This is a genomic window from Dehalococcoidia bacterium, assembly GCA_030648205.1.
Lineage (GTDB): Bacteria > Chloroflexota > Dehalococcoidia > JAUSIH01 > JAUSIH01 > JAUSIH01.
Genome location: JAUSIH010000051.1, coordinates 1 through 17,543, shown reverse-complemented (window position 1 = coordinate 17,543; position 17,543 = coordinate 1). Strand labels below are relative to the sequence as shown.

The following is a 17,543-nucleotide window of genomic DNA, read 5'->3' as shown; positions in this document are numbered from 1 at the left end:
GGCCGCGTGGCTTCTTCTGAGCCGAAGGGCGACGTTCGCCGAGGAGACGGCCCATCGGCCCGCGCAGTAGCTTCCGCACAGGGAGAAGGCGAGCGAGCAGCTAGGTCCGGGCGGGCTTCTTGCCGCGCTCCCGCAAGAGCTGCGCGACGCGGTCCAGGATGCGGTGGGCGACCTCGATTTTCAGCAGCAGAGGCAGGTGCTCCGTCTGGCCCGACTTGTCCAACAGAGTGACCCGGTTGGTGTCCACGGAGAAGCCGCTGTCCCGCGCGCTGACGTCGTTCGCCACAATTATGTCCAGGCCCTTGCTCCGCAGCTTGGCCTGAGCGTTGGCGATCACGTCCTGGCTCTCCGCCGCGAACCCCACGCGGACGAAGTCGCCCCGTATCTCCGCCAAGATGTCCGGGTTCTTGACCAGGTCCACGGTCAGCGTATCCTGCGTCTTCTTGATTTTCTGAGACGCCGTCCGCGTCGGACGGTAGTCCGCCACTGCCGCGGCCATGGTCAGCGCGTCCGCGTCGGCCATGGCCTTCTGAACGGCGGCCTGCATCTCCCGCGCGCTCTGCACGCGCATCGTTTCGATGCCCGGAGGGTCGGGCAAGTACGTGGGCGCGGTGATGAGGGTCACGCGCGCGCCCCGGTCCCGGGCGGCCTCCGCGATGGCGAATCCCATCTTGCCCGATGAGCGGTTGCCCACGAAGCGGACGGGGTCAATAGGCTCCTGCGTCCCGCCCGCCGTGACCACGATGCGCCGCCCCGCCAGGTCCCCCTTCGCCCGTCCCTGGACCATGCTCGCCACGCCCATGATCTCCTCTACGGGGGCCATCCGGCCTATGCCCGTGAGGCCGGAGGCCAGGTGGCCGTGCGCGGGGCCGACGATGGTCACGCCGCGCTCCCGGAGCCGTTTGATGTTCTCCTGTGTGGCCGGGTTGTCGTACATGTAAGCGTCCATGGCCGGGGCCACCACCACCGGCGCCCGCGTCGCCAGGATGGTGCAGGTAAGGGCGTCGTCTGCCAGCCCGTTCGCCATCCTGGCGATGACGTTGGCCGTGGCGGGCGCCACAATCACGATGTTCGCGCGCTCCGCCAGCGCCACGTGCTCCACGGCCAGCTCCGAGCCGGAGTCGAACAGGTCGGTGACCACGGGCTGGTGGGTGATGCCGCGAAAGGCGAGGGGACGGACGAACTCTTGGGCGGCGCGGGTGAGGATGACGTCCACCACGGCCCCCGCCTGGGTCAGCTTGCTCGCCAGGTCAACGGCCTTGTAGCAGGCGACGCTGCCCGTGACTCCCAGGACGATGCGTTGCGCGGCAAGCATGGTTTAGTGTGCTTCCTCCGTTCGATCGTTCAGCTCGTGGATGATGCGCAGGCCGATGAGGGTCAGGTCCGGGTTGACGGCCTGGAAGATGGTCGTCTCCCGCGCGATGATGTCCGCGTTGCCGCCGGTGGCGATCACGGGCGTATCGGCTCCCATCTCCCGTCTTATGCGCGCCACGATGCCTTCCACGAGGCCCACGTAGCCGAAGACCAGGCCGGACTGCATGCTGGTCACGGTAGTCCGTCCCACGGCGCTGCGCGGACGGACCAGGTCAATGCGTGGCAGCTTGGACGCCCGCTCGAAGAGGGCCTCCGCGGCGATCTTGATGCCGGGCGCGATAGCCCCTCCCATGTAGTCGCCGTCCTTGGAGATGGCGTCGAAGACCGTTGCCGTGCCGAAGTCCACCACGATCACCGGCCCGCCGTACAGTTTGAAGGCGGCCACGCCGTCCGCCACGCGGTCGGCGCCCACCTCGCGGGGGTTGTCGGCCAGGATGCGGATGCCCGTTCGGATGCCCGCCTCCACGACGAGGGCCTCCGTCTTGAAGAATTGCTTGCACAGCTCCACGAAGGTGGACGTGAGCGGAGGGACGACGCTGCAGATGACGGCTTTACGGATATCGGCGGGCTGGATGTTCTCCCGTGGCAGCAGGTTGAGCAGGAAGACGCCGTACTCGTCGGACATGCGGCGCACGTCCGTCCCCAGCCGGAAGGTGGCCCGCAGCTTCTCTCCCTGAAAGACGCCGACCGTGACGTTGGTGTTGCCGATGTCAAGGGCAAGAAGCATAACCTCGCGCCGTCCTCCAAGATGTCCTTATGTCCCCGTGGCGAAAAGCACCGTGTTAGCATAGGTATTCTACCACGACAGCGAACCTTTCCGGCGGCCATGCGGATGGGCGCGCAGCTAGCGCGGCGGCATCTCCTCAAGACGCCGGGGGGCCGCGTGCCGCTCCTTCAGCCGCCGGATAGCACGAGGCAACGCAGGCAGAAGGTCGCCGGCCAGCACACCGGCGTCGCCCATCTCCGCACGCAGCATCTCTCCGGCGAGGGCGTGCACGTACACGCCGCACGTCGCCGCGTCCAGCGGCCCCAGGCCCTGCGCCATCATCCCCGCGATAGCGCCGGACAGGACGTCTCCAGACCCCGCGGAGGCGAGCGCCGGGTTGGCGAACGGGCTGAGCAGCGTCTCGCCGCGAGGTCCGGCCAGGATGGTGTGCGCCCCCTTCAGAACGACGGTCTTCTTCCATCGAGACGCCGTCTGCTGGGCCAGTTGCAGCCGGTCGGACTGCACCTCGGCGGGCGTGGCGCCGGACAGGCGCGCCATCTCGCCCGGATGGGGCGTCAGCACCGCGGGCGGCCTGACCCGCGTCCACCAGCGGGGCGTCCGCGCCAGGGAGTTCAGGGCGTCCGCGTCCAGCACCAGGCCCTGATGGCAGTCGTCCGGCAGGGCGTCCAGCGTCTGGTTGACGAACTCCACTGTGGCCGGGTGCTGGCCGAGGCCACAGCCCATGAGCAGCACATTGTAGTCCGCCAGATGCGCGAGTACATCGTGGGACGCGGCGGCGTCAACGACGCCAGGCTCCGCTTCCGGCAAAGGCAGATAGGTTATCTCCGCGGCCCGCGCCGCGATGGCTAGCACCAGGCTGCGGGGCGCGGCCAGCGTTACGAGGCCCGCGCCGACCCGCGCCGCCGCGGTGGCGGCCAGGGCCGCCGCGCCGATGTAGTTGATGGAGCCCGCCACCACGAGCACCGCGCCGAATGTCCCCTTGTGTGAGTCCAGGGGCCGCGCGGGCAGCCGCGCACGCACCCAGTCGTCCGTCAGCAACTCGGTGGAGATGTCCTCGGCCAGGTCGGGCGGTATGCCGATGTCCACGGTCACCAGACGACCGACGTGGGCGGCGCCGGGGAACATGAAAAGGCCCACCTTAGGATAGCCGAGGGCGACGGTGATGTCCGCCACGGGACACGCGGGGTCGGTGGCGCCGGTATCCGCGTTGAGGCCGGACGGCAGGTCCAGGGCGAGCACCGGAAGGTGGGGGCGCCGTGCCTTCTCCTCCATGACCAGCTCCAGAGCGCGCTTCATCGCACCATCCAGAGGCCTGCTCGCGCCCGTGCCCAGCACGGCGTCAATGACCAGATCGGAGGAGGACAGCAGACGCCGGAGGTTGCGCAGCCCCTCGTCCTTGCGCGCCTCGAAGATGGGGATGCTGGACTCTTCGGCGGCTTCGTAGGGCTTGTCGCCGCTCTTGCGGGGCGCGCACAGATAGACCTCGACGCGAGCGCCCCAGTCGTCCAGGTGGCGCGCCGCCACCAGGCCGTCGCCGCCGTTGTTGCCGGGGCCGACCAGCACCAGGATGGGATATCCGTGGAGCTGGGACACAATCTCCTGGACCTGCTGCGCCACCGCCAGGCCGGCGTTCTCCATGAGCGTCTCCATCGTCACGTTATGCTCGGCGGAGCGGCGCTCCAGGTCGCGCATCTGGTCGGCGGTGACGATTTTCATGGCGCTGTCTCCCCCACAACCATGACCACGGCGTAGTCGCGGGAGTGTGAGATGCTGATGGCCAGCCCGGTGAGTTTGAGGTCAGAGGCCCGCTTCTGGGCGCGGCCATGCAGTCGAATGGAGGGCGCCTGTCCGCGCTCGCGGACGACCTCGATCTCCCTCCAGCCGACGCCGCGTATTCCCGTGCCCAGGGCCTTCATGACCGCCTCCTTGGCGGCGAAGCGGGCCGCCAGTTGGGGCGCCCGGTTGCGGCAGTAGGCGGCCTCTCCGGGCGTGTAGATGCGGCGCAGGAACCGCTCGCCCCAGCGGTCGAGCGCCTGCCGGATGCGCGGGATTTCGATGATATCTACGCCAACGTGGTGCATAGGAGAAGTGATGAGTGTCGCGGGTAGTATAGCATAGCCGCTTGCGCGCCGCGCGGGCCGCCGTCCGCGGGCGGCGGCCTAGAAGCCGCGGACGGTAGCGGAGGAGCCACTGGACGCCAGCCCCGCTTTCTCCAGCACCGTGGGAATATACCGCTCCCACCCGATCGCCATGATGTGCACGCCCCGGCAGTAGGGCCGGATGGCGGCGATGGTCCGCGCCGCGATGGCCACGGATGCAGCCACCCTGTCCGTTGCCCGGTCCATCTCCTCGATAACGGCCTCCGTGATGCGGATGCCGGGAACATGCTCGTTCATGTGCCGGGCCATGGCCGCCGACTTCAGAAGTATGACCCCCGCGAGGACGGGCGCGTTCAGATGCCGTAGCCTTTGCATGAAGCGGATGAACACGTCAGGCTCAAACACCGCCTGGGACTGAAGAAAACATGCGCCTTTCTGGACCTTGTCCTCCGCGCGCCGCGCCTCCGCGTCCATGTCCTCGACGCCGGGGTTGGTCGCGGCCCCCAGCACAAACCGAGGCGCGCCGAGCAGGGCGTTGCCCGACAGGTCATGCCCGCGCATCAGGGTGGTAGCTACTTCCAGGAGTTGAGAGCTGTTGCGGATGTCGAAGACGGGCGTGGCGTTCGGGTGGTCGCCGATGCCGACGGGGTCGCCGGTGAGGCACAAGATGTTCTCGACGCCCAGCGCCACCGCCGCCAGGAGGTCGGCCTGGAGGGCGATGCGGTTGCGATCGCGGCATGTGACCTGAAGGATAGGCTCGATGCCCATCTGCCGTATGCGCGCGGCCACGCCGATAGCGCCCATGCGCATGGCGGAGGCGCTCTGGTCGGTGACGTTGACGGCGTCAACATGTGGCTTCAGCAGAGCCACGTCCGCGAGGAGCTTGGTCAGGTCCACGCCCTTGGGCGGATTGACCTCCGCGGTCACGAGGAACTTGCCGGAAGCGAGGGCGTCGGCGAAGCTGCCCATCTGCGGCTCCTTTCGTGGAAGAGGACATCTCTCATTATAGGTGGGCAGCTACCGGCGTGTCCAGGAAAAGCTGTTATAATCGGCTATCCTGGAGTCTATGCGGTTCGAGGTCACGTGGTGGATGCTCGGCCCTCCGCCTTGGGTGTCACGCGCTTCCGGCGTTGGGAGTTCGTCTGGGGCGCGCGCACGTACATCATGGGCATCATCAACATGACGCCGGACTCCTTCTCCGGCGACGGCCTGGGCTACAACGTGGACGCCGCCGTGGCGCAGGCGTCGCGCTTCGTGGAAGAAGGGGTGGACATCCTGGACGTGGGCGGCCAGTCCACGCGCCCACCCATCGCGGCGCGGGTGGAGGCGCAGGTGTCTGGCGGCGTCCGCGCGGCGGCGGCCCGCCCCGTGGACGAGGAGGAGGAGCTGCGCCGGGTAATCCCGGTCGTCGAGCGGTTGGCGCGCGACCTGCCCGTGCCCATCAGCATTGACACGTTCCGGTCGGCGGTGGCGCGGCGCGCCATCGAGGCGGGCGCGGCGATGGTCAACGACGTGTGGGGCCTGAAGCATGACCCCGCCATCGCGCGGGTGGCGGCGAAGGCGGGCGCGCCGCTGATTCTCATGCACAACCAGCGGGGCACGGAGTACCGCGACCTGGCGCCGGAGGTCATCGCCGGGCTGCGCGCGAGCATGGATGCGGCTCTCCGGGCGGGCGTCCCGCGCGAGCACATCATTGTGGACCCCGGCTTCGGCTTCGGCAAGACCAGGGAGCACAACCTGGAGCTTCTGCGGCGGCTGCGGGAGCTGACCGTCTTGGGCCGGCCCATCCTGGTGGGAACCTCGCGGAAGTCCACCATCGGCGCGGTGCTGGACCTGCCGGTGGAGCAGCGCATCGAAGGCACGGCGGCCACCGTCGCCATCGCCATCGCCAACGGGGCGGACATCGTGCGAGTGCATGACGTGCGGTACATGGCGCGGGTGGCCCGCATGGCGGACGCCGTCGTGCGAGTGCACGCGTGACCCCGCAGGGCGGGGCCGCGCCACCCGTCGAAGTCTATCTGGGCCTGGGCGGGAACCTGGGCGACCGGCGGGCCAACCTGGCGAAGGCCGTGGCCCTGCTGTCCCTGAACGTGGACGTGGCGCGCGTGTCGGGCCTGTACGAGACGGAGCCGGTGGGCTACGCCGAGCAGCCGAGGTTTCTGAACGCCGTCGCGCTCGTACGCACGACGCTCCCGCCGCGCCAGTTGTTCAGCTTCGTCAAGGGCATCGAGCGGGCGATGGGCCGTGAGCCGAGCTTCCGCAACGCGCCGCGCCTCGTGGACATTGACATCCTGCTCTACGGCGACGCGGCGATGCAGTCGCCGTACCTGACGGTGCCGCACCCGCGGATGCACGAGCGTGCGTTCGTGCTGGCGCCGCTGGCGGAGATAGCGCCGGAGGCGTGGCACCCGGCGCTGCTGAAGACGGTGCGGGAGCTGCTGGCGGACGTGTCCGGGCGCGAGGGCGTGCGACTCGTCGAGGGCGGCGCGTGGTGGAAGGGCTAGAGTGGTGTCCCCGAAGTTCGCCGCAATGTCATTGCGAGGCCCGACGAAGGAGGGCCGCGGCAATCTGTCGGTGGGGTCCCCCCTCCTCCAGATTGCTTCGTCCTCCGGCAAGCCGGAGTTCTCGCAATGACGGTTTGTACACAGGTTTCAGGGACGCGACACTAGCGACAGGAGGGCGCGATGGAGCTGTGGCAGCTTGGCGTGGGCGACATTTCGACTCTGGTGACAGGCGGGAAGGTCTCGCCCGTGGAGGTTGTACGCGCGCTGCTGCGGCGCATCGAGTCGCTTGAGCCGGACGTGCAGGCGTGGGCCGCGCTCGACCCGGAGGGTGCGCTCGCCACTGCGGAGCGGATCGCCGCGGGCCGGACGCGGGGCGTGAAGCAATCGGGGTTGCTGACGGGAGTGCCCGTCGGCATCAAGGACATCTTCTGGACGAAGGGCCTGCGTACCGCCGCGGGCTCCCGCGTCCTGGCCGACTTTGTCCCGCGCGAGGACGCCACTACCGTAAAGCGCCTCCGCCGCGCGGACGCGGTCATTCTCGGCAAGCTGCACACCGCCGAGTTCGCCGGGGCCGACCCGCCGCCCACCCGGAACGCCTGGAACCCCGAGCACACGCCCGGCGGCTCCAGCAGCGGCTCCGCCGTCGCGGTGGCGATGGGCATGGTCCCCGCGGCGCTGGGCACCCAGACGGGCGGCTCCGTCCTGCGGCCCGCCGCCTACAACGGCGTCGTGGGGCTGAAGCCGTCGTACGGTCTTGTCAGTTGCTTTGGCGTCATACCCGCCGCGTGGTCGTTCGATACCGTGGGCATATTCGCGCGAAGCGTTCAGGACGCCGCGCTGGTGCTGGAGGTCCTGGCGGGCTACGACAAGAAGGACCCGGCCACCGCCCGTCGTCCGCGCGTTCGGTACTCGCGGGACGCGCTCGACGGCGCTCCGCCTCGACTAGGCGTCGTTCGCGACTACTTCTGGGAGCGGTGCGACGCCGAAGTCAAACGGGAAATGGAGCAGGCGACGGCCAGGTTATCCCACGCCGGCGCGATGCTGAAGGAGGTGCGGCTGCCCGCGTGCTTCTCGCGCATTCACGCTGAGCACCGCTTGATCAACGACTCCGAGATTGCAGCGTACCACGAGGAGCAGTTCGCGAAGCGCGGCGACCTGTATGGGCCGAAAATCGCGAGCCGGGTGCGGGTGGGGTTATCCCACGCGGCGACGGCCTACGCGCGGGCGCTGCACGAGCGGCCGGCGGTCATAGCCGAGATGCTGAAGCTGACGGCGGGGATGGACGCCCTTCTGACGCCGGCGACACCGACGCCCGCTCCGCAGGGCCGCTCCTCAACGGGCGACCCTGCGTTTCAGACGCCGTGGTCCTATTGCGGCTTCCCGTCCGTATCGCTCCCGACGGGAACGACCGAGTCCGGGCTGCCGCTGGGCGTCCAGCTCGTCGCGGCGCGCTGGGGCGACCGCCGCCTTCTTCACGTAGCCCGCTGGTGCGAGGCGGCGCTTGATTTTCGCTCGCGGCCTCCCTGCTGGAGCGCCGCGTGCGGTTGACGCGGCTGCGCTACTACGGCGCGAGCCAGGTCTCCTGCTGCCTGTTGTTCGAGTAGTCGCTCACGCCCGGAACGTAGCCTCTGACCTGCGGGGCGATTACGATGAACCCGGTCGGCCAGACGACGGGCACGGCGGGAAGCAGGTCCGTCATCAGGTACTGGTCCAGGCTGGCGATGATGGCCTTCCGCGCCGACTCGTCAACCGTTCCCATCTGCTTGTTCCACAGCTCGGTCAGCTTCGCGTCCTGGTCGTCTCCCGAGAAGTTCAGCGGGTTATCGGGAGCGAAGAACCGCCCCATGTCAAAGGGGTCGGCTATGACGGTGGCGGGAGTGTAGACCATCGCCTCGTGCTGGGCTTTGCGTCCGGCGTCCCAGAACGCCGCGTCCTCCAGTACCTTGACATTGGCCGTGACACCAATCTGAGCAAGCTGGCCGGTCATGAACACGGCGGAGTTCTTGGTCAGCTCATTTCCGCGGGAGAGGAGGTCCAGGGTGAACCCGTTCGGATAGCCTGCGTCCGCCAGGAGCTTCTTCGCGTCCGCGATGTCCTGGTCCTTGGGCTGGCGATAGCCGGGCATCTTCAGCAGCGCGTCGGGCGGGGCGCCCCAGTCCTGGAACGGGAAGAAGCTGCCGATCAGTCCCTCTCCCTCGCCGATGATCTTGATGGCGGCCTGCCTGTCCACCGCCAGGAAGACCGCCTTCCTGACGCGCAGGTCTTTGAAGGGCGGCTTGCGCAAGTTCATGAAAAACCATGGTCCGGAGACCGACGGAGATGACACGAAGCGCAGCCCCGGGGCATCTTTCTTGAGAGTGGCCATGTCAATCGGGCCGACGCCGCCCGTGGTGGTGCGCCCGCTCAGCAGCGCCCTGCCCGTCCTCAGCGCCGCGAGTCGCGTGGCCTTGTCCTTGATGATGAAGAACGCGATACCATCCAGATAGGGCTTGCCCTTGGTCCAGTACTTGTCGTTCTTCTCCAGTTCCAAACTGACGCTGGGCGTGTACGACTTGAACTTGAAGGGCCCTGTGCCCATGATGGTGGTCTTCATGTCCCCGTTTTTCGTGACGTATGCCTTTGAGTGCATGGGCATGCGGTCGAGGACCAGCGCGGCGAGCAGGGGCGCGAAGGGGAACTTCAGCCCAATCGTGACCGTGTCGTTGGGGCCGGCCTCAATCTTGTCCACCGCCGCCATGTAGGGCTGCACACCGCTGATGACGCCCTTCGGCGGCTTCCACATCCGCTCCAGATTGAACACGACGTCCTCCGTCGTGAGCGGCGTGCCGTCGTGGAACGTGATACCTTTGCGCAGTTTGACGGTGTACGTCTTGCCATCCGGAGACACGCTCCACGTCTCGGCCAGCTCCGGGACGACTTTCGATCCCGTGGCGAAATCGTAGTACAGCAGGTTGTTGTACGCGGGGGCCACCAGCACGCTCGTGTACCAGGTGGACTCCTGCTGCGTGTCGAAGCTCGGCGGGTCGGCCACGGCGGCGACGGTCAGCGTGCCGCCTGAGCGAGGCTGCGTTTGCGTCGGCGCGGGCGTTGGTGGCGAGGCTGTCGGGCGCGCGGCGGGCGCCGCTTGCGTCGCGGTCGGCGCTGGCGCGGCGGGAGCGCATGCGCCGAGCAGCAGCGCCATGCTCACGGCGATGGCGATGGTCCTTCCGAAGACGGCAACCGGGGCGGCGGAAAGCTTGCTCTCCATCATGGGCCTCCTTGCCAAACGATAGATGACTTGGCTCCCACGGGAATCGGGGGGATTATAGCACCAACGTCGTCCCCGTGCACAAAAGAGAGCAATAAGACGATTTAGACACACTGGAACGACGTTGCGCCGATTTCGCATAGGACGGCCGTTTGGGACTCAATGGGAGGCCGAGTCTCCCAGTCCCGCGACAAGCGTGGCGGGCATCACTGCGTCGAGTTCATCAAGAGTCCAGACGTCGCTCTTGACTATTGTCTTTACGGGGCGCGGCTGGCTTATCAGTGAGATCACGCCCCCGGCCACCTGAAAGATTTGCCCGTTGATATGCGTCGCCGAGTCGCTGGCCAGATAGACGAACAGAGGCGCCGTGTCCTCGGGGTCAAGCTCCGCGAGAGACGGCTGGGCCCATGCGTACGGACGGGCCTGCGCTGTCGCCCGCGCTTGCGCATCGCGCGCCTTCAGCGCCTCCGGCGGCAGCGTCATGCGTGTGGCGGCGGAGGGCGCGACGGCGTTGACGCGGACGCCGTACCGGCCCATGTCCCGGGCGGCGACCTTTGTCAACCCGATGACGGCGGCCTTGGCCGCTGGATAGTGCACACCGTGGCGCGGGTTGCCGTACAGGCCCGAAGCCGATGTCACCGTGATGATGCTGCCGCTGCGCTGCTGGCGCATGACAATGGCGGCGTGCTTGAGGCAGGCGAACGTCCCCTTGAGATGCGCGTTGAGAACGGCATCCCATTCGCTCTCGGTCGTATCAAAGATGCTGCTTTCCCGGAGGATGCCCGCGCAGGTCACGAGGGTGTCCAGTCTGCCCCAAGCGTCCAGCGCCTGTTGGACCAGCCTGGCCGCGTTCTCCATCACCGCAACGTCGTCGAAGTTAGGTAGCGCCTCTCCGCCGCGCCTGCGGATCTCCTCGACAACCTCCGTTGCGGGGACCGGCGACACCCCGGCGCCGTCCATGGCGCACCCCAGGTCGTTGACCAGCACGCGCGCGCCGTGATCGGCCAGCGCGAGCGCGATGGCGCGGCCTATGCCGCGACCGCCGCCGGTCACGATAGCGGTCTTGCCGCTCAGCGGCTTCTCCATCTCTCTGGCCTCAACGTGTTAGTCCAGGCGTCACCCGCGAAGTGGTTGGACGCTGGAGAGTTAAAACAACTCCGCGCAATGCACAAGACAGGCGGCAGTGAGCGTGCTTCTCGCACGGTGGCCGGGGGACGAGCGGGAGCCTATTCCGCGCTCATGGTGAGCTTGTCGAATCCATGAGCGCGAGGTGTGAGCTAACGGCTAGTGCGCGTGAGCCTGCGTCTGCTTGCGGAGCTGCGGCGGCAGCATGTTGGGGATGGAGTCCTGAATGGGGTAGGACTCCTTGCAAGGGGCGCAGAGCAGAGCGCCCTTGACGATGTCCTGATCGCGCTCTTCCTCGGCGCGCAGTTCCAGCTTGCCTTTGCAGACCGGGCAGACCAGGATGTCCATAAGGTCACGTCTCATTGGTACAAGTCCCTCACCCCCTTGGATTGGCCCTTACATTATATAGCGTGCCTTGGGTACGCGTTACTGCGTGCCGCGCATCCGGGGGTCCAGCACGTCCCGCAGGGCGTCTCCCAGCATGTTGAACCCGAACACCGCCAGGCTGATAGCCAGCCCCGGAAAGAACGCGATCCACGGCGCCTTCTCGAAGTATTTCCGCGCATCGCCGCTCAGCATGCCGCCCCAGGACGGATCGGGCGGCGGCACACCGAAGCCGAGAAAGCTCAGCGACGCCTCGGACAGGATGACCGCGCCCCACGTGACTGAGGCGACGACGATGATGGGCGCCGCCACGTTCGGCAGGACGTGCCGCAGCATGATGCGCGCCTCGCCGCAGCCTATAGCCTTCGCCGCTTCGAAGTATTGGTTCTGCTTCACCGACATCACCGACGCCCGGACGACGCGGGTGTAGCGAATGCCGTTGAGCAGGCCCAGCGCCATGCCCACGTTGGTCATGCTCGTTCCCAGGAGAAACACGATGGTCAGAAGCAGCACCAGCCAGGGAAAAGACATGGCTGCGTCCACCACGCGCTGCACCAGCAGGTCCAGAATGCCGCCAAAATAGCCGGTGAGCAGACCGACAACGCTCGCCAGGATCGTACACAGCGCGACCGCCACCAGCGCCACGTACAGCGAGACGCGCGCCCCATACACGACGCGACTGTAGACGTCGTAGCCCGCGCCGTCCGTGCCCATCCAGTACAGGGGGCCGGGTGGCAGGAGCCGCCGCGCTGCCGACGCGTCGATCGGGTCGAAATGCGCGAGGAGCGGCGCCAGCAAGGCGACCAGCACCATGACTACGACGAGGGCCCCGCCGAAGGCGCCCAGCGGCTTCGTCTGGAGGAACCGCACAATACCGCGGCTCGCGCGCCGACGAGCGCCCGCCTCTCTGACGTGCCCTGCCCCTGCCATCGCCGGGACCGCTGCTGACGGACGCCGCACGTCTTATCCGCCCTCCCCTCTAGTTGTGCCGCAGGCGCGGGTCCAGGAAAGCCTGAGAAATGTCGATAAGCAGATTGATGCCCAGCACAAAGAGCGCCAGCATGAGGTTGGCGGCCTGAATAGCCGGGTAGTCGCGCCCCAGGACAACGTCGAACACGAACTTGCCGACACCCGGCAGCCCGAAGATGGATTCCAGCACCACCGAGCCGCCTATCACGTGCGCCATCTCCAGACCGATGATGGCCATCACGGGGATCAGGGTGTTTTTCAGGGCATGCCGATAAAGCACGAACCGGTCCAGCAGACCCTTGGCCCGCGCGGTGCGGATGTAGTCCTGCCGCAGGACTTCGAGAAGCGTGGCCCGGGTCATGCGCATGAGCGCGCCCGACATGTTGATGCCGAGAATCAGTCCCGGGAAAAGCATAAGCTGGAGGTTCTCCCAGGGATTCTCGAAGAAAGGAACATACTGCAGCGGCGGTATCCACTGGAACTGAAGCGACAGAACGAGAATGGTCATCGTCGCCAGCCAGAAGCTCGGGACGGACAGGGCGCCGATGGCCACACTTCGCGCCAGATAGTCAGGCAGGGAGTCCTGGCGGACGGCGGAGACGATCCCCACGGGGATGCCGATGAGCAGCGAGAACAGGATGGCGATGGCGCCCAGCTCGACCGTGACGGGCAGCCGCTGCTGCATCTCCTCGATGACCGGGCGCTTGCTGTACAGCGACTTGCCCAGGTCGCCTTTCAGCATGTTCAGCGACCACACCGCGAACTGCTCGACGACGGGCTTGTCCAGCCCCAAGCGCGCGCGCTCCGCCGCCACGTCCTCCGCGGAGAAGTCGGCGTCGCGGGTCAGCACGAGCACGATGTCGCCCGGAAACCACCGCACAACCGCGAACACGAACACGGCGATGAGCGCCAGCGTGGGGATGAACAACAGCAGCCGCCGGGCAACATATTGACGCATCGCTGCTTATGCCAGACGTCCTCTCGACTACCCCGTGCGCCCTACTTGGCGAACCAGATATTCTCCGTGTACCCGAACGGCACGCTGCCGCTGGGCACCATCGCCCGCACCCACGGCTGCTGCACACCGTAGCGGTTCGGCTCGAACAGGAAGATGTGCGGCACCTTGTCAATGAGTATCTGCTGGATCTTCAGCACCACGGCCTTGCGCTTCTCGAGCTCCAGCGTCCGCCGCTGCTCTGCGATGAGCTTTTCGACTTCCTGGTCGCAGAACCCGCCGAAGTTCCGCGACCCGCCGCACGAATGCCGCACGGCGAGCTGAGCGTCCACTTCCACGCCCGCGTTGAAGCCCCGCGGACGGAAGTTGAAGTCCTTCGCCTCTTCCCTGGCGAAATACGTCGTCTGGTCCTGCAGCGAGATGTTCACCGTGACGCCGATCTTCCGAAGCTGGTTCTTGGCTAGCTCCATCGACTGGAGGTTGTTCCAGTAGATGTACCGCGACCCCTCTGCTTCAATCGTCAGACCGTTGGGATAGCCCGCCTCGGCCAGGAGCCTCTTGGCGTCGGCGATGTCCCGCTGGCCCTCGGGAGTGTTCTTGGGGCGGAAGCCCGGCATCTTGACGATTTCCTCCTCGGGTATGGAGTAATACGGGGTCAGGCGAGGGCCCAGGGGGCCGGAGACCTGGGCGCTGCCGCCCATGACAATCTGAATGATCTCCTGGCGGTCGACAGCCAGGTGGATGGCTTTGCGCACGCGAATGTCGTCGAAAGGCTTGCGCGCCATGTTCATGAGCAGGACGTTGGGACGCACGTCCGGCACCGGGTAGAACTGCATCGCCGCATTCACGCGCTGGATGGACTCTTTGTCCTCGACGCTGATGCCACCCCAGAACTGCGCGCCCGCGTCCAGGCGGCCCGTGCGGTACGCCGCAACCAGCGTCCCGCCGTCCGTGATAAGACTCCACGCCGCGCCGTCCAGATAGGGCTTGCCCGGCTGCCAGTAGTCCGGGTTGCGCTTCATGCTGCCACCTATGCCGAACGTCGCCTTCTCGAACATGAACGGCCCGGTGCCGATGGCGTCCTCGACTCTGTCCAGGTTCCCGAACTTGTCGACGGCCTCCTTCGCCACGATCCCGTTGAAGCGGTCGGAGAGGTTGGTTAAAAAGGGAGCATTTGGCTCTTTGAAGGTGACCTTCACTCGGGAGGCGTCCAGCGCCTCCACTTTGGTGACGGACGCGAACTGGCTGCGCCGCAAGAAGCCCGGGTCCTTGGAGGCGATGCGCTGAAGGCTGTACACGACGTCCTGCGCCGTCATGGGCCGGCCATTGACCGGCGCGCGGTTCTGGAAGCGCACGCCCTGGCGCACGTGCAGGATGGTCTCGGTCTCGCTGATGGTCTCCCATCGGGTGACCAGTTGGGGCTCGACCACCCCTGTCACCGGATTCTCGCGGAGAAAGGTCTCGTAGATGAACGGCACCGCCGCGCTGGGTGTCGCGCTGGTGTGAGGATCGCTGCTGGACGGCTCCCCGGGCAGAATGAATCGCAGCACGCCGCCCGGCTTGGGCTTCTCTCCGGTGGGCGTAGCTGTCGGCGTGGGAAGCGCGGGCCGCAAAGCAGGCGTGGGCGTGACGCCGGGGATCGCAGGCGCCGGAGTGGGCGACAAGGCTGTGGGCGGAGGCACAGAAGCAGCGGGCGTTGCGGGCGCAGCGGCGGGCGCGCAACTGGCGAGCAGGAGCGTTGCGACCATCAGGACAGCGAGGATGGGACTCCATGCGCCGGGGGCGTGTCTGTGTGCGGTCATGCCATTTCTCCTTCAGCATGTGCTGGCCGCGAAGGGGCGGGAATGCGGTCGGGCGTAGTATAGTGTGCTTTGCACAGAGGGTCAAGCCGAATCCACACAGGGCTGTATGGCCCAAATGACGAAAGGACGCTATAATCAGCGTTTGATGAACATCGCGCACCGCATCCCCGGCTGGGAGAAGAACGCTTACGCACTGGCCCTGGTGCAGTTCCTTTCCACCGCGGGCTTCTTTTCGGTCATTCCCCTGATGCCGCTCTTCATCCAGGACCTGGGCGTTCCGACTCCCGCCGAGGCGGCGTTCTGGACGGGCATCTCCCAGTTCGTGGCGGGCACCAGCGCTTTCATCGTCGGCCCCATCTGGGGGACGCTGGCGGACCGTCACGGGCGCAGGCCCATCATCCTGGGCACGATGCTCGCCGTCGCCGGGGTGATGGCGACCACCGGCCTGTCAACCTCCGTGGGCATGCTCATCGTCATGCGCGTCTTGCACGGCGTCCTGACCGCCTCCACCGGGGCGTCGCTGGCGCTGGCCGCCTCGCAGGCTCCGAAGGAGCGGGTGGCCTATGCGCTCGGAGTCATTCAAATGGGGTATTTTCTGGGCACGACGATAGGGCCCGCGTTGGGCGGATTCCTCGCCGACGCCGTCGGTTACCGCGTTCCGTTCTTCGTCACCGGCGGCTTTCTGCTGGCGGGGGCGCTCGTGGTCCTGGCCTTCGTCACCGAGCGGTTCGAGCGTCCCGCGGAGCAGGACAGGCGGATTGGCCTCGTCCAAAACATCCGCACCGTGGTGGGCACCCCCGGCGTAACGCCGCTTTTACTCATGTACATGGTCGTGCAGCTCGGCCCGTTCATGCTGCAGCCCGTCATGGGCGGGTTAATGCAGGGCATGATGGCGCAGGGGGCGGCGACGGGCGCCGGCGTGGCCCTGTCGCTGCTGGGCCTGGCGAGCGCGACCGCCTCCATGCTCGTGGGGCGCTGGGGTAGCCCACGCCGGCTTCCGCTCATTATGCTCTTGGCTGCGTTCGCGGCCTCGGTCTTCTACCTGCCTCAGACGTGGGTGAGCGCGCCGGCGCTGTCCATCGCTCTGTTCACGGGCCTGGGGTTTTGCCAGGGCGCGCTGGTGAACTCGGCGAGCTCGATGCTGAGCGCGGCCGCTCCCCGCGAGCGCCAGGGGGCCGTGTTCGGCATCGTGCACAGCGTCACCTCGCTGGCGTTCGGGGCGGGCGCGCTGGTGGCGGGCACGGCAAGCGTGACGGCGGGGCTGCGGTCCATCTTCATCATTGAGTCCGGGCTTGCCTTTGGCCTGGGGCTTGCGGCGTGGCGCATGGTGCGGCGCGCAGGCCGGGCCGTGGGCTAAAAGGCCGCGCAGAAGTAGTACGTGACGCCCTTGTACGCCCATTGGCCGCCGCCTTCTTCTCGTCCACCGTCATCTTGCAGACCGGGTCAATGGCCGCCATGCGCATGTCCTCCTTTTTTCGCGTGCTTTGTTTATTGGCATCCGCTCAAGGTTGCTTAAACTCGGCATTCCACCTAATTGACCGTCTTAGAATGCACCAATTTCCCGTCGCACTGTTGAGAAGTCGTCCGGGAACAATCGAGTTTGCACTCCTGCCGCTGGCTTAGTTGTGACTAGCCACATTTCAACATTTCAACCGCTGCAAGCGGCGGAGCGACATTCCCCAAACAACGTGTCAATCCGCCCCTGGTTCAAATCGTATTCAGTTAGGCGTGTGGCTGCATAACTCCCTTGCTTAACATCACCTTTCGAGAGCAGGAAGATTTTGCAATTGTCTAGGTGGAATGGATCAATTTTATCAAGCTGCACCAATGCCAAAAGATGATATTTCTCTGGTAGGCCCCTGCAATCAAAACGGTCCGTAGTCGTCGTTTTCACTTGAACTGATCTGAAATCATCGCCGCGTACAGCAATAAGATCATTCCCCGAATCCTTTAGAGGCGGGGCGGCTTGAATGTCATACTGGAGAAATCGAAGCACCACCAACAACTCGCCGAGCGTTCCTTCTTTTAAATGCTGGCTGATTCGATTCATGAATCCACCTCTCAGTTTTTGATTTGGCCAGCCTCTCACGTTTGCTGGAATCCTCACCCAAGCGGGTAGAGTGATCCGGCCAGTGGCCTATCTATGTTATCTCGCCAACCCATCTTATTCCACCAATTCCTATTGAAGTCCCGAACCCTCGCTGGTATTGCTCGCTCATGGTGAGCATGTCGAATCCATGAGCGGGTGCCGCCAATCCCCAACCCCTAATTCCCAATCCTCGCCTACATCTTCACCGTGAACCGCTTGAGTCGTAGGGAGTTGCTGACCACCGAGACGGAGCTGAAGGCCATCGCGG

The 17,543-nt window shown here is 66.3% G+C and carries 16 protein-coding genes; 4 read left to right on the top strand and 12 right to left on the bottom strand.

The genetic code is table 11. The features are described 5' to 3' along the window. Nucleotides 1-100 precede the first annotated feature (100 nt). From coaBC to Q7T26_06985, 5 genes are all read right to left on the bottom strand, one after another. Nucleotides 101-1,315 carry a bifunctional phosphopantothenoylcysteine decarboxylase/phosphopantothenate--cysteine ligase CoaBC gene (gene coaBC / locus Q7T26_07005; GenBank protein ID MDO8531901.1) on the bottom strand — a complete coding sequence of 405 codons (1,215 nt, stop codon included), beginning with the start codon at nt 1,313-1,315 and terminating at the stop codon, nt 101-103. Between the two features lie 3 nt (nt 1,316-1,318). Beyond that, entirely contained in the window at nt 1,319-2,101 is a 783-nt protein-coding gene (locus Q7T26_07000) for a type III pantothenate kinase (GenBank protein ID MDO8531900.1), read from the bottom strand. Between the two features lie 117 nt (nt 2,102-2,218). Next, nucleotides 2,219-3,817 carry an NAD(P)H-hydrate dehydratase gene (locus Q7T26_06995; GenBank protein ID MDO8531899.1) on the bottom strand — a complete coding sequence of 533 codons (1,599 nt, stop codon included), beginning with the start codon at nt 3,815-3,817 and terminating at the stop codon, nt 2,219-2,221. Then, nucleotides 3,814-4,182, bottom strand: a complete 369-nt coding sequence (acpS, locus tag Q7T26_06990) for a holo-ACP synthase (GenBank protein MDO8531898.1) — start codon at nt 4,180-4,182, stop codon at nt 3,814-3,816. Before acpS ends, Q7T26_06995 begins: the two co-directional genes overlap by 4 nt. A 78-nt stretch (nt 4,183-4,260) precedes the next feature. Next, entirely contained in the window at nt 4,261-5,169 is a 909-nt protein-coding gene (locus Q7T26_06985; protein ID MDO8531897.1) for a methylenetetrahydrofolate reductase, read from the bottom strand. A 114-nt stretch (nt 5,170-5,283) separates the two neighbouring features. On the opposite strand from Q7T26_06985, the gene folP reads away from it, so the two are divergent. The 3 genes from folP to Q7T26_06970 all read left to right on the top strand — a co-directional run bounded on the left by folP (nt 5,284) and on the right by Q7T26_06970 (nt 8,252). Next, the gene (gene folP, locus Q7T26_06980) at nt 5,284-6,180 is read left to right on the top strand and encodes a dihydropteroate synthase (GenBank protein ID MDO8531896.1); all 897 of its coding nucleotides are present in this window, start codon (nt 5,284-5,286) and stop codon (nt 6,178-6,180) included. Further along, nucleotides 6,177-6,704 (top strand): 2-amino-4-hydroxy-6-hydroxymethyldihydropteridine diphosphokinase, encoded by a 528-nt coding sequence (folK, locus tag Q7T26_06975; GenBank protein ID MDO8531895.1) that lies wholly within the window; start codon nt 6,177-6,179, stop codon nt 6,702-6,704. The genes folP and folK overlap by 4 nt, the downstream gene beginning before the upstream one ends. Nucleotides 6,705-6,884: 180 nt before the next feature. Beyond that, nucleotides 6,885-8,252 (top strand): amidase, encoded by a 1,368-nt coding sequence (locus Q7T26_06970; protein MDO8531894.1) that lies wholly within the window; start codon nt 6,885-6,887, stop codon nt 8,250-8,252. A 13-nt stretch (nt 8,253-8,265) separates the two neighbouring features. Here the strand turns inward: Q7T26_06970 and Q7T26_06965 are convergent, their stop codons facing one another. The 6 genes from Q7T26_06965 to Q7T26_06940 all read right to left on the bottom strand — a co-directional run bounded on the left by Q7T26_06965 (nt 8,266) and on the right by Q7T26_06940 (nt 15,186). Continuing rightward, entirely contained in the window at nt 8,266-9,954 is a 1,689-nt protein-coding gene (locus Q7T26_06965; protein MDO8531893.1) for an ABC transporter substrate-binding protein, read from the bottom strand. Nucleotides 9,955-10,110: 156 nt separating this feature from the next. Next, nucleotides 10,111-11,037, bottom strand: coding sequence for an SDR family oxidoreductase (locus tag Q7T26_06960; protein ID MDO8531892.1), 927 nt, complete (start codon nt 11,035-11,037; stop codon nt 10,111-10,113). 198 nt (nt 11,038-11,235) lie between these two features. Next, entirely contained in the window at nt 11,236-11,439 is a 204-nt protein-coding gene (locus Q7T26_06955) for a methytransferase partner Trm112 (protein MDO8531891.1), read from the bottom strand. 63 nt (nt 11,440-11,502) lie between these two features. Beyond that, nucleotides 11,503-12,420 (bottom strand): ABC transporter permease, encoded by a 918-nt coding sequence (locus tag Q7T26_06950; protein ID MDO8531890.1) that lies wholly within the window; start codon nt 12,418-12,420, stop codon nt 11,503-11,505. Nucleotides 12,421-12,439: 19 nt separating this feature from the next. Further along, on the bottom strand, nt 12,440-13,387 hold the full coding sequence (locus Q7T26_06945; protein MDO8531889.1) for an ABC transporter permease: 948 nt from the start codon (nt 13,385-13,387) through the stop codon (nt 12,440-12,442). Between the two features lie 41 nt (nt 13,388-13,428). Continuing rightward, on the bottom strand, nt 13,429-15,186 hold the full coding sequence (locus Q7T26_06940) for an ABC transporter substrate-binding protein (GenBank protein ID MDO8531888.1): 1,758 nt from the start codon (nt 15,184-15,186) through the stop codon (nt 13,429-13,431). 145 nt (nt 15,187-15,331) lie between these two features. Between Q7T26_06940 and Q7T26_06935 the strand changes: the two genes are divergently transcribed. Continuing rightward, nucleotides 15,332-16,543 (top strand): MFS transporter, encoded by a 1,212-nt coding sequence (locus Q7T26_06935; GenBank protein ID MDO8531887.1) that lies wholly within the window; start codon nt 15,332-15,334, stop codon nt 16,541-16,543. A gap of 291 nt (nt 16,544-16,834) precedes the next feature. Here Q7T26_06935 and Q7T26_06930 read toward each other — a convergent pair whose 3' ends face one another. Then, on the bottom strand, nt 16,835-17,236 hold the full coding sequence (locus Q7T26_06930; protein MDO8531886.1) for a hypothetical protein: 402 nt from the start codon (nt 17,234-17,236) through the stop codon (nt 16,835-16,837). Nucleotides 17,237-17,543 lie beyond the last annotated feature (307 nt).